This is a genomic window from Rhodococcus sp. NPDC056506, assembly GCF_042794945.1.
In the GTDB taxonomy this organism is placed as follows: Bacteria; Actinomycetota; Actinomycetes; order Mycobacteriales; family Mycobacteriaceae; genus Rhodococcus_F.
In genome coordinates, this window is the sequence record NZ_JBHTSW010000020.1 from 20,568 (window position 1) to 32,624 (window position 12,057).

Here is a 12,057-nt window from a genome sequence, read left to right on the forward strand (position 1 = left end):
TCAGGCCGCGGGAACTTGGGCAACGATGGCCGCGACGGCCTTCACCTGATCGGCGACACGAGGTCCCCAGCGGCTGGAGAGGTCTTCATCGAGCACATGAATCTGGTTGCCGGTAACCGCTTTCATGCCGCTCCACCCGGGCCGAGCGGCGACAGATTCTGCAGTCACTCCGCAGCATTGGGAGTCTGCGAGAAAGATGAGATCGGGATTGGCCTGCACCACGAATTCGGCGGACAGCTGCGGATAGTCGCCCTGCCCCGCGGCGTCGGCGATGCTCTTCATTCCGAACAGCGAGTAGATCTGCCCGACGAAGCTCGAACTCGTGACGGTGTAGAGCGAGGAGTCGAGTTCGTGGAAGTACGTCAGCGGCTTTTGGCGCGCAGGAACACTGGCGACAGCGGCGTCGATGTCCGAGCGCATGGTATCGACAACTTCGGTGCCCTTGTCCTCGTGGCCGGTGGCCTTCGCGACGCGCTCGATCTGGGCGTAGACGTCGTCGATGCTTGTGGCTGCCGGTAGCAGGAGTGTCGGCACCTTCGCCTTTTGCAGTCCGGAGACAAGATCGTTCATGTCATCCGATGCGATCACCAGATCCGGTGCGTAGCCGAGGATGGCTTCGACGTTCGGTTGAAAGCCCGAGAGATCGGTGACCGGGATACCGGCCGGGTAGTCGGACTGATTGTCGACGGCCTTCACCTGGTCGCCCGCGCCGACGGCCCACAGGGTCTCGGTGGCGCTGGGACTGAGTGACACGATCGACTGCGGACGTGACTCGATGGTGATGTCCGTGCCGGAATCCGTGGGACCGGAAACAACAGTCACCGGGAACGAACCGTCCGAGGTGGCTGTCGTTGTGGGTGCGTCGGATGTCGAGCTACTGCAGGCACCGACAAGCAGTGCGGTACTCACCGTCAGCGCTGCAAGTACGGATCTGAATCTACGTGTCGGCCGACTACTCACAGCCACCCCTCCGCTAGTGGACGAGGGTCGCGAGCAGCGCGGCCGCGAGGGGAAGCGCCACGAGCGGTCCTTCGTCCGAGAACCATCGTGTCGCCACGAGGCCGGTGACCTGACTCGTTCGCCTCGAGTAGTGACGGGCGAATTCACAGTTGCGTCGACAGTGCCGGGGTTTCACCGAACTTCACACGAGCAGCGTGGCACCCCGGTGAACCGGGGCATCTGCACTTTACAGGGGTCGTCGGGCTTGACCCGGGAGGTCAAGGCAGGGTAAATATCTATTCCACTAATGAACTAGTGAAAGGGTTCGGATGATCGACTTCCGTATCGACCGCCGATCCGGCATTCCCACATACGTGCAATTGGTCCTTCAGGTGAAGCAGGCGCTCAGGCTCGGTGATCTTCAAGTCGGGGATCGACTGCCCACAGCCAAGGACGTCGTGGGAGCGCTCGCGATCAACCCGAACACAGTCCTGAAGGCCTACAAGGAACTCGAGCGCGACGGACTTGTTGCTCCGCGGCCTGGATTGGGCACGTTCGTCGTCAAGTCCCTGGCCAAGCCCGGTATGGCGGAAAGCTCTGCGCTACGGCGCGAGTTGGCCCGCTGGGTGGCAGATGCCGTGGCCGCTGGACTCGAGCGCACGGACATCGAAGCACTGGTGAGTTTGGAACTCGAGAAGACGTTCATCGAATCGGATCCGTCCGGAAAGCAGGGGGAGACATCATGACTGCGCAAGAATCGGCACTGACGATGCAGGACGTGGACAAGCGCTTCGGTAAGAAGAAGGTGCTCGACGCCTGCACATTCGAGGTCGCGACAGGAAGCGTCACTGCCTTGGTCGGGGTGAACGGCGCTGGTAAGTCCACACTGATGTCCTTGGCTGTCGGGTTGACGATGCCTGACCACGGTTCGATCTCGGTCCTGGGTAGCACGCCGGATCAGGACGGCGTCTGCCCAGGCCTGTCCTACCTCGCTCAGCACAAGCCGCTGTATCCCAAATTCACTGTTGCAGAACTCCTTCGATTCGGTGCATACACCAACGACGAGTGGGATGCGAAGTACGCTCTGGATCTGGTGGAGCGCGCTGGAATTTCTCTCGATGCAAAGTCGAAGACTCTGTCACCAGGTCAACGAACCAGGGTTGCACTGGCTTTGGCGCTCGGGCGCAGGCCGCAACTGCTCCTTCTCGACGAGCCCTTGGCGGATCTTGATCCGGTGGCACGGCGGTCCGTTGCGACCACCCTGCTCGAAGACGTTGCCGAGTACGGCACCACAGTTCTGTTGTCTTCACACATCGTCTCCGAACTGGCAGATGTCTCGGATCGACTTCTCCTGCTGGGCGGTGGAAACGCGAGATTGTCCGGACCGTTGGATGAATTGATCGCTGCCCATTACGTATTGATCGGCGACGGCGATCCTTCGGACGTGGTCGGCGCCGGTGCGGTCATTCATACCGACAAGGGGATGCGGTCGAATTCTCATGTGGTGGAGGGAATCCGTCCGAGCCCTCGGGCCGGCTGGGTGATCGACGACGCAACTCTCGACGACGTGGTGCTCGGGCACCTGAGCGCAGAAACGATGGTGGCGGCATGATCTGGGTTACGTGGCGGCACCACCGGACATCGCTCCTTGTGTCATTGGGATTCATCGCGGCGTTGGCCATAGCAGCGGTTGTCGGGGGAATCGGAACTCGAAGCACCTTGGGGGCTGACGGCCGAGGGACGTACTTCGGCTGTGTCGGGATCGGTTGGGACTGTTGGGCGAATACCACCGTCACCGGTGTGAACACGATCGCCGCTGCCTTACCGGTACTACTCGGGGCACTGGTGGGTGCGACCGTATTCTCCCGTGACATCGACCAGCAAACACATGTTCTCGGTCTGACGCAGTCGGTGAGTCGAGCACGGTGGTTCTGGATGCGAGTCCTTGTTGTCAGCGTTCCGCTGACTGTCGCAGCCGCGATCCTCGGTTTCATTCTCGAGGCCGCTCGCGTCGGGTTCGAGAGTTGGAGCTACGCGCTGAACGTCGGACCTGTCCAGTCGTACGGAATGAGTTCGATGCTCTTCCCTCTGTTCAATTCCAGCGGAATCGTCTTGGGTGCATACACTTTCATGGCATTGGTCGCCGGAGCTGCGGTATCACTGCTGGTGCGATCACCCATCGCCGCGGTGGCCGTCACCTTGGTCGCCGTCGCAGGTTTGATGGTGGGATTTCAGAATCTGGCACGGCCGCACTATGCCGAGCCGACTGTGCTGACACAAGGTATCGACCACGACACTTTCTACGCAACGTACGTCATGGATTCCTCGATGGCGTGGGTAATACGGAGTGGATACACCGATGCCAACGGCAAGCCCGTCGAGATCGACTATCAGGCGTGCACCTCCGATACGGCCGATAGCGAACATGATCAGCGATCCGATGAGAGTGACGTGGATTTCTACGTTCGTCAGAAGGCCTTCTTGGCCCAACTCGAAGCCGAGTATCGTGCGTGTGTGCTCGCGCAGGGAGTGGACCACCACGAAACGTGGTATCACTCGGTCGATCAAGTGAGGCGCTTTCAATTCACGGAAGCTGCACTCGTCCTGATCCTTTCAGGCCTGTTCCTCCTGCCGGCGCTCTGGGGCCTACGACGCCTCAAGCCGTGACTCAGTGGGCGACCGGTGCGACCGTCAGCTGGTTGATGTTTGCGCCGGTCATCGAGCAACCCTTGGTGGGGTAGGCGAGGAAGACCGAGTCGTAGCTGTTGGGTGGGTAAACCCTCAGTCCCGCAACGTCGGTCACGCCGCACTGATCTGCCGGGTAGTTCTCGACGTTCGTAGCTCGCACCAAAGACGTTGCGGCAGACCCAGGGGCAAGGGGGACGAGTGATCCGGATCCGGAGCGGCCGGCGGCAGCGCCCACTTCGTTTCCAGATGCTCCCGTGACGTACGAGACGCCGGGGAAACCGTCGAGCGTGCACGTGCGGCCGCCGGTGTTGGTGAAGACCACCGGAAGCTCCACCGAACCAGCGGCGCCGCTCGGTTGGCCGAGGGTGACGTTCAGTTCCCCGATCGCGCAACCCTCGGGATTGGGTGCCGTCGAGGTTGTGGTTTGGGTGTGATCGGTATGGGTGGTCGAGGGTGCGGCAGTACCGGGCTGGGTCGTCGGCGCAGAGGCGGTCGTCGTTGAGGCGGGTGCCGGTGAACTCTCGGCCGTTCCCGTTTCATCCGAGCCGCAACCGCTGAGAAGGGCGAGAGCAGCGAGTGGAGCCGCCAACAAGCCGACGTTGCGCATGCGGTTCGAATTCATCGCTCTGTACTCCTCAGGCTGGTCGACAACTGGCTCCGGAACATCCGTGTCCGGTATATCCGAGTTTGAAGCCGGATGTGCAGAAACGAATCAGGCTCGCCGGTGATCAGGACCTACTTCCCGGATGGATTGCCGCTGCGGATCTAGCATGAGAAATGACCTGTCCGGATCGCGACCACCGGGAGTAGCGCATGTTCACCTTCACCAGCGACGACGGAGTGGTCATTCATGTCCACGAATGGCTCACCGATCAGGAACCTCGAGGGGTTGTTCAACTCGCGCACGGTATGGGTGAGCACGCAAAACGCTACGCACACGTTGCCGAAGCCCTGAATGCTCGCGGTTTTCACGTCTACGCGGCTGACCACCGCGGCCACGGTGAGAGCATGCACGCCGGCCCAGGCAACATCGGCGACGACGGCTGGAACCGCTTGGTGGCAGACATGGTGACCCTCACGGGCATCATCCGCGACAAACACCCCGGCCTGCCCGTCGTACTGCTCAGCCACAGCCTCGGGTCGTTCGCTTCGCAGCAGTACATCCTCGATCATTCGCACCTCATCGACGCCGTCGCACTGTCGGGGACCACCGCGGTCGATCAACTGATCGAGAGCCTCGTCAACGACGGCCCGGACGTTCTCGCCCAGTTCAACGCGGAATTCGAACCGGCCCGTACTCCGCACGACTGGCTCAGCCGTGACGAAGCGCAGGTGGATTTGTACATCAACGATCCACTGTGCGGTTTCAGCCTGGACGACGCCGGCATGGGCGGACTTATCGCAGCTGGGCCGAGGTTCGTCGACGTCGAGGGCGTGCGACAAGACCTTCCGATCCTGGTCTTCGTCGGCACCTCGGATCCTCTCAACGCCGCGCTGAGCCGTACCGACGTCGCAGTCGAACGGTACAACTCGGCGGGGATCGAAGACGTCACCTATTACACCTATCCGGGCGCCAGGCACGAGATCTTCAACGAGACCAACCGCGACGACGTCATCAATGATCTGACGACGTGGATGGACCGCGTACTCGAAGCGTGACCGCCTCACCGGAAGGGGAACACGATGTCCACAGTTCCGGCCGCACGACCCGATCCAGACCCGCGAGATGTCAAGCGCTGGAGACGATACCTCGCCGACGAACAAGCCGAGGCCGCCGTCTACCGCGACCTCGCGGGTAGGCGCAGCGGCGAGGAGCGCGAAATCCTTCTCGCCCTGGCCGATGCGGAGGGTCGACACGAGGCGCACTGGCGAGCGCTACTCGGCGATCACGTCGGCAAACCACTTCGCGGTGATATCCGCACTCGGATACTGGGCTTTCTGGCCAGACGCTTCGGCTCTGTCTTCGTGCTCGCTCTTGCCCAGCGCGCGGAGACACGATCCCCCTATCCGAACGACGCCGACGCGACCGCATCGATGGGCGCGGACGAGAAGATCCACGAAGAAGTGGTGCGGGCCTTGGCCACCCGGGGCCGCAACAGACTTTCGGGGACATTTCGTGCCGCCGTTTTCGGGGCCAACGACGGCCTGGTCAGCAATCTCGCTCTCGTACTCGGCATCAGCGGTAGCGGCGTCTCCAACCAGATCGTTCTGATCACCGGCATGGCCGGGCTTCTGGCCGGTGCCCTGTCGATGGGCGCCGGCGAGTACGTTTCAGTCCGCTCTCAGCGAGAGTTGTTGGAAGCGTCCAATCCTGGTCCCGCGGCCAGCGAAGCTGTCGGCCTGCTCGACGTCGACGCGAACGAATTGGCCCTGGTCTACCGGGCCCGCGGCATGTCCGCCGAGGAAGCGGACCAGCGCGCCGCCGAGGTCCTCGCGAACAGCACCTTCGGCGCCGCTGACGTTGTCGACGACCATGAAGCCGTCGGCACCGGGTTGGGTGCAGCGGCGGCAAGTTTCTGCTTCTTCGCCTCGGGCGCAGTCATTCCGGTGCTGCCGTATCTGTTCGGCCTGGAAGGCATGACAGCCCTGATCGTCGCGTCCGTTCTCGTGGGTATCGCGTTGCTGACCACCGGCGTTGTGGTCGGGTTGCTGTCGGGCGGACCGCCGTTCAAGCGGGCCCTACGCCAACTTGCGATCGGCTACGGCGCTGCCGGCGCGACGTATCTGCTCGGCATGTTGTTCGGGACTTCGCTCTGAGTGACGGGTCACGCGCGTAGGGCGGGATCACGGTGAGCCGGATCGATCCGGACCGGAATTTGGCACACCACGGCCTCGGTGTGTTTGCGCAGTGCATGAGCGATCTCATCGGTCCGTTGACTCGGGAGGAACCGGTGCCATCTGGTCGCCGGGTCGATGGTGGCGACGACAACAAATGTTTCTCGGTGGGGGAAGTGCGTACGGACGTATCGAGCGAGAGTGTTCCCCACCGAATTCTCGGTGTCCTCGATGACGATCAAACGCGAATTCGGATGTCGGGCTTGCCATCGGCGGGTGAAGTCCGCCGTCGATTCGTGGGCAAGGCAGACTCGAATTGCGATGGGCTGCGAAGACATCGCTGTTGCTGCGGCCATCGCGCGGGTGGAGAGTGACGTAACTTCGGATACGGGCACGAGCACCGCTGGTTTGTATCCGATTGACGGAGAATCGCTCTCACTCTGAACGGTCAGCCGTGTACCGATATGCGTGTATGCGCCCCGGATGCGTTCCATACCGAGGACGAGCGCAGGGAGGGCGAGAGCGATCAGCCAGGCTCCCTCGGTGAACTTCATGGCAGTGGTCACCACTGCTGCGATCGAGGTCAACAAAGCGCCGAAACCGTTGAGCGCCAATCGCCATTCCCAGCCAGGTGTCCGTTCAGTGAGCCAGTGGCGCACCATGCCGAACTGCGCGAGCGTGAATCCGATGAACACACCGATGGCGAACAGCGGCACCAAGGTGTTCATGTTTCCGCCCGATCCGACTAGCAGGAGAGCGCCGACGCCGCCGAGCGACAAGACGCCGTACGTGAAGACGTCGCGCGTCGACTTTCGGCTGAAGCGGTGTGGGAGCACGTTGTCGTCGGCGAGGATTCGCATCAGATTGGGGAGTCCGCCGTACGAGGTGTTGGCGGCCAACGCCAGCAGAATCACTGTGGCGAATTGGACGACGTAGTAGCCCACACCATTTCCGAGGGCAGCAGAAGTGAGCTGCGACAGGACTGTTGTTCCAGGGACCGGGGCCAGCGAGAACTTCTCGATCAACACAGCGAGTCCGATCAGCATGGTGCCCAACAGAATTCCCAAAGCAACTTCGGCACGCTGAGCGCTACGCACGCGAGGCTTCTTGAAACTGGGTACCGCATTGGCGATCGCTTCGACCCCGGTCAATGCGGCGCAACCACTCGAAAATGCTTTGAGCAGAAGGAGGATGCCGATCGTGTGTGCGTTGTCGGCGAGGAAGGGAGCCGGGGCGGCGGCAGGGTTCTCCCGTAGCAGTCCGGCGCCGATCACAGTGAAGATACTGACGACAAAGATCACGGTGGGAAGCATGAACACTCGCGCGGAATCTGCGATGCCCCGCAGATTCAATGCCGTGATTCCGCCCAGAATCGCCAGCGCAATCCAGACCGTGTAGGGAAGAAGTGCGGGGAAGGCCGATGTCAGAGCCGCGACACCGGCTGCGATCGACACCGCGACGTTGAGGGTGTAGTCGACGATCAACGATGCGGCAGCGGTCAAACTGGCGCGCGGGCTCAGATGCTTCTTTGCGACGGCGTAGGCGCCGCCGCCTTCGGGAAATGCGGCGATCACCTGGCGATACGACGCCACCAGGACCACAAGCAGCACGGCGATGGCGATCGTCACCGGCACGGTGAACCCGATCCCTGCGCCGCCGGCGAGGGCCAACACCAACACGATGGCTTCTGGCCCGTACGACACCGAGGCCATCGCGTCGAGCGAAAGCCCCGCCAGTCCGGTTGCGACGGAGAGCTTCTGATTCTCTGGCCCACGGGCCGGGCGGGTCGTCGATGATATGACTCCACGGTGTCCGAGTATCACTGCATGTCTCACCGAGTCAGTATCGATACTCCCCGTTGAGCTGAGACCGATCTTGACGATGCCTTGACGCGATGGCCCGCAAATCTGTACGAGTTCACAACGGCGGTTCGAGTCGCGGGAAGCCTTGTGACAGCTGATCAATCCAGCGGGCGCGCGTGGCGAGAACGTCGCGGTTCCGAGACTCCGATTGGGCGGCGACGTACGAAAGTAACTCGTGAAGTCGCCCAAGAACGAGCGGTGAGTTCGATGCAGAGGCGATGACGTCGTCGAGTCCGATTCGTACGACGGTCGCGAAGTCGGGCAACGGGATCACCACACGCAGATCTCCACGCTCATCGAGGGCCCGGATCGAATCTGCGCGTGCGGAGGACATCCGAGAGAGGAGGTCCTCGATTTCGTCGAGAGCTTGGACTGCCGTCGCAGGATCGTTGATCGCGGGTGAGAGCGCTCTGAGTGCGATGTCAGCCAACAACCGAAGCGCGAGAAGAGGGTCCTGGGTGAAGGTTCGCTCACTCCCACTGATCAAAGCGTCGAGGATTGCGTCGGTGGGCATGGGTGCGCCGTAGACGTCGGCGAGCGGAAGTCCCTCTCGCAGTGTACTTCCCGGTGGAACTCGGAATACCACGACGGATCGGCAGGTCCGAGCGTTCTGCAGCAGATCTTCGACGAGGATCTGCTGCAGAACGGCGGGCGGCCGGCGCCAGTTGATCGTCGTGATCATCGGAAGGGGTGGTAGTGGGGGCGACTCCCGATCGGCGTCGGGATACACCGCGTTGATGACTGCTCGCCCACGACTCGAGATCGAGGCCAGTACAGGAGCCAATTGAATGGCCGAGAAGGCGCGCAGTTGGAGCAGTCTGATCAGCGTCAGCGTGGCCAAGAGTGCCAGCACTGCGAGGCTGGGCACGATCACGGACACGTCCGTTTCGTTGCTGATGGCGAGCGCCGCCGTGATGTCGAAAACCGACTGGCCTATTGCAAAAGCAAACGTCCGCCACACGATGGGGTCGTCGCGGAATAGCAACAGGCGAGGAGTGAAGGTGGTCGCGGCCCATTGGACGACAAGAAACAGGAGCGAGAAGATCACCGCGACAACGCCCAGTAATCCCAGACCGAGGGCAACGAGCATCTCGCTGACCTGACGGGCGGGGATCGTTGGGCCGCTGCGGATGGACGGCATCGTCAGTCCGGCAGCCAGTCCTATGACGACGCACAGGATCTGGGTCAGGCCCGCACGCACACGGCGCCGGGGGACGAGAAAGGCATGCCCGATCGGGGTGGGAGCGAAACGTCCGGGCTGATCCACACTTCAAGCCTCCACGCTGCGGCGATGGTGCGCCTTCACCCGAAACGGATGATGTCGACGCCGTCGTGATCCTGAAACGCTTGAAGGAGCCATGCGAGAGACAGAAGGCGAGACGTCATGACGGATCCGACAGGCCAGAGTCGCGCTGTACTACCGATCCCGGATCGACAACATCTTGGTCTGGTGACGTACGACGCGAAGGATCCGGACACCGAGTTTCCGCCGATCACTCCGCTACTGCCACCAGCCGGGGCACCCAATGTTCTGGTGGTCCTGTTGGACGACGTGGGGTACGGGGCGAGTAGTGCTTTCGGCGGACCAGCGGATACTCCGACTGCTGAGCGACTGCAAGGTGGCGGGCTCACGTACACGCGGTTTCACACGACGGCACTGTGCGCACCGACCCGCGCCGCTCTTCTGAGCGGGCGCAACCATCATTCGGTCGGCATGGGATCGATCACCGAAACTGCGACCTCAGCTCCCGGCCTGTCCGGTCTGCGTCCGAATACCAAAGCCGCACTGCCGATGACGTTGAAACTCAACGGATACTCGACGGCGCAGTTCGGCAAGTGTCACGAGGTTCCGCCGTGGCAAACATCCCCGGTGGGACCGTTCACGTCGTGGCCGACGGGAGAAGGCGGGTTCGAGCACTTCTACGGATTCATCGGCGGGGAGAACAACCAGTATTACCCGGCTCTGTACGAGGGCGTCGCGCCTGTCGAGCCGGACAAGACACCGGAGGAGGGTTACCACCTCACCGAGGACCTTGCCGATCACGCGATCGACTGGGTTCGCATGCAGAAGTCCTTGGCCCCGGACAAGCCGTTCTTCGTCTATTTCGCTCCCGGCGCTACACATGCGCCGCACCATGTTCCGAAGGAGTGGGCCGACAAGTACGAGGGCCGGTTCGCAGGAGGCTGGGACGCTCAACGCGAGTCGATTCTCGAGCAGCAGAAGCAGCGGGGAGTCGTTCCCGCGGATGCGGTTCTCACCCCGCGCCCTGAGGCCATTCCGGCGTGGGAGGACATGAGTGAGGAATTGAAGCCTGTCCTCGAACGCCAAATGGAAGTCTATGCAGGATTTCTCGAACACACCGACTTTCATGTCGGCCGGCTTGTCGATGCGATCGAAGAACTCGGAGCTCTCGACAACACCCTCGTGTACTACATCATCGGAGACAACGGAGCGTCCGCAGAGGGGACGATCAACGGAGCCTTCAACGAGATGGCCAACTTCAACGGACTTGCCGCCATCGAGACGCCCGAGTTCATGGCGGAAGTGAAAGACAAGTTCGGCACCAAGGACGCGTACAACCACTACTCCGTGGGGTGGGCGTGGGCAATGTGTACGCCGTATCAGTGGACGAAACAGGTTGCGTCGCATTGGGGTGGCACTCGCAACGGGACGATCGTGCACTGGCCGGAAGGGATTCGGACCAAGGGTGAGACGCGGTCGCAGTTCACCCACGTCATCGACGTTGCACCGACGATCCTCGAAGCCGCGAAACTACCGGAACCGACTTTTGTCAACGGCGTCCAGCAATCGCCCGTCGAGGGGACCAGCATGGTCTACACCTTCGACGACGCCGAAGCCCCGGAACGTCACGATCTGCAGTACTTCGAGATGGCCGGCAATCGCGGTATCTATTACAAGGGTTGGAGTGCGGTCACCAGGCACAGCACTCCGTGGCTGTTCGCGGAGGTACTCCCCGCTCTCGACGACGACGTCTGGGAGCTCTACGACGGGTCGCAGGATTGGACGCAGTCGAGAGACTTGGCGGCCGAGATGCCTGAGAAACTGGCTGCACTGCAACGCTTGTGGTTGATCGAGGCGGTCAAGTACAACGTGCTCCCCATCGACGACCGACGATTCGAGAGGTTCAACCCTCACATCGCGGGGCGCCCGCAGTTGGTGACCGGGAACAGACAGGTTCTGTTTCCCGGAATGAAGCGACTGAGTGAGCACAGCGTGCTGAGCATCAAGAACCGATCGTTCAGTGTCACTGCAGCTGTCGACGTCGCGGATGGCATCACGGCAAACGGTGTGATGATCGCGCAGGGAGGCAGGTTCGGGGGCTGGGCACTCTACGCGCGGGAAGGTCGCGCCAAATTCGTCTACAACCTGCTCGGCATGACCGAGTTCGTCATCGGATCCGACGTTGACATTCCGGCAGGATCACATCAGATCAGGGCTGAGTTCGCCTACGACGGAGGTGGTCTCGCGAGAGGCGGCGGGGTCACGATCTATCACGACGGTCGCGAAGTGGGCTCGGGTCGCGTCGAGCAGACACAACCGATGGTCTTTTCCGCCGACGAGACTACCGACATCGGTGACGACTACGGCATGCCTGTCAGTGTTGATTACAGTGGCGCAACCACATTCAATGGCCGTATCGACGTCGTGCAGATCGATGTCGGTGACGACGACCATACCCACCTGATCGATCCGGAGGAGGTGGCGCGAGTGGCGGTGTCCAGACAGTGATTCCACCGACAAGAACAGCAGTCGCCATCTCCTGAGGGAGGA

Annotated in this window: 10 protein-coding genes; 6 read left to right on the forward strand and 4 right to left on the reverse strand. The window is 61.9% G+C overall.

All coding sequences use genetic code 11. The features are described 5' to 3' along the window. Positions 1-960, reverse strand: coding sequence for an ABC transporter substrate-binding protein (locus ACFQ6H_RS17220; protein WP_378531120.1), 960 nt, complete (start codon positions 958-960; stop codon positions 1-3). 308 nt (positions 961-1,268) lie between these two features. Between ACFQ6H_RS17220 and ACFQ6H_RS17225 the strand changes: the two genes are divergently transcribed. The 3 genes from ACFQ6H_RS17225 to ACFQ6H_RS17235 are packed head-to-tail and all read left to right on the forward strand — an operon-like array spanning position 1,269 to position 3,606. After that, positions 1,269-1,685 (forward strand): GntR family transcriptional regulator, encoded by a 417-nt coding sequence (locus ACFQ6H_RS17225; protein WP_007729675.1) that lies wholly within the window; start codon positions 1,269-1,271, stop codon positions 1,683-1,685. Continuing rightward, complete coding sequence (locus tag ACFQ6H_RS17230) at positions 1,682-2,551, forward strand: ABC transporter ATP-binding protein (protein ID WP_378647479.1); 870 nt, start codon at positions 1,682-1,684, stop codon at positions 2,549-2,551. The genes ACFQ6H_RS17225 and ACFQ6H_RS17230 overlap by 4 nt, the downstream gene beginning before the upstream one ends. Then, entirely contained in the window at positions 2,548-3,606 is a 1,059-nt protein-coding gene (locus ACFQ6H_RS17235) for an ABC transporter permease (RefSeq protein WP_378647481.1), read from the forward strand. The genes ACFQ6H_RS17230 and ACFQ6H_RS17235 overlap by 4 nt, the downstream gene beginning before the upstream one ends. Position 3,607: 1 nt before the next feature. Here ACFQ6H_RS17235 and ACFQ6H_RS17240 read toward each other — a convergent pair whose 3' ends face one another. Further along, complete coding sequence (locus tag ACFQ6H_RS17240; protein ID WP_378647483.1) at positions 3,608-4,249, reverse strand: DUF4232 domain-containing protein; 642 nt, start codon at positions 4,247-4,249, stop codon at positions 3,608-3,610. A 191-nt stretch (positions 4,250-4,440) separates the two neighbouring features. Here ACFQ6H_RS17240 and ACFQ6H_RS17245 point away from each other — a divergent pair, with 191 nt between their 5' ends. Then, on the forward strand, positions 4,441-5,286 hold the full coding sequence (locus tag ACFQ6H_RS17245; protein WP_378647487.1) for an alpha/beta hydrolase: 846 nt from the start codon (positions 4,441-4,443) through the stop codon (positions 5,284-5,286). A 24-nt stretch (positions 5,287-5,310) separates the two neighbouring features. After that, the gene (locus ACFQ6H_RS17250; protein ID WP_378647489.1) at positions 5,311-6,384 is read left to right on the forward strand and encodes a VIT1/CCC1 family protein; all 1,074 of its coding nucleotides are present in this window, start codon (positions 5,311-5,313) and stop codon (positions 6,382-6,384) included. Between the two features lie 8 nt (positions 6,385-6,392). On the opposite strand, the gene ACFQ6H_RS17255 is transcribed toward ACFQ6H_RS17250, so the two are convergent. Continuing rightward, positions 6,393-8,225: an APC family permease gene (locus ACFQ6H_RS17255; protein ID WP_378647576.1), complete on the reverse strand. Its 1,833-nt coding sequence runs from the start codon at positions 8,223-8,225 to the stop codon at positions 6,393-6,395. A 94-nt stretch (positions 8,226-8,319) separates the two neighbouring features. Continuing rightward, entirely contained in the window at positions 8,320-9,531 is a 1,212-nt protein-coding gene (locus ACFQ6H_RS17260) for a DUF2254 family protein (protein WP_378647491.1), read from the reverse strand. Positions 9,532-9,648: 117 nt separating this feature from the next. On the opposite strand from ACFQ6H_RS17260, the gene ACFQ6H_RS17265 reads away from it, so the two are divergent. Beyond that, a complete protein-coding gene (locus tag ACFQ6H_RS17265; RefSeq protein WP_378647493.1) occupies positions 9,649-12,015 on the forward strand; it encodes an arylsulfatase in 2,367 nt (788 codons plus the stop codon). Positions 12,016-12,057: the final 42 nt, after the last annotated feature.

Coding starts and splice junctions, on each gene's coding strand:
- ACFQ6H_RS17225 (WP_007729675.1), top strand. CDS start 1,269: ATGATCGACTTCCGTATCGACCGCCGATCCGGCATTCCCACATACGTG.
- ACFQ6H_RS17230 (WP_378647479.1), top strand. CDS start 1,682: ATGACTGCGCAAGAATCGGCACTGACGATGCAGGACGTGGACAAGCGC.
- ACFQ6H_RS17235 (WP_378647481.1), top strand. CDS start 2,548: ATGATCTGGGTTACGTGGCGGCACCACCGGACATCGCTCCTTGTGTCA.
- ACFQ6H_RS17240 (WP_378647483.1), bottom strand. CDS start 4,249: ATGAATTCGAACCGCATGCGCAACGTCGGCTTGTTGGCGGCTCCACTC.
- ACFQ6H_RS17245 (WP_378647487.1), top strand. CDS start 4,441: ATGTTCACCTTCACCAGCGACGACGGAGTGGTCATTCATGTCCACGAA.
- ACFQ6H_RS17250 (WP_378647489.1), top strand. CDS start 5,311: ATGTCCACAGTTCCGGCCGCACGACCCGATCCAGACCCGCGAGATGTC.
- ACFQ6H_RS17265 (WP_378647493.1), top strand. CDS start 9,649: ATGACGGATCCGACAGGCCAGAGTCGCGCTGTACTACCGATCCCGGAT.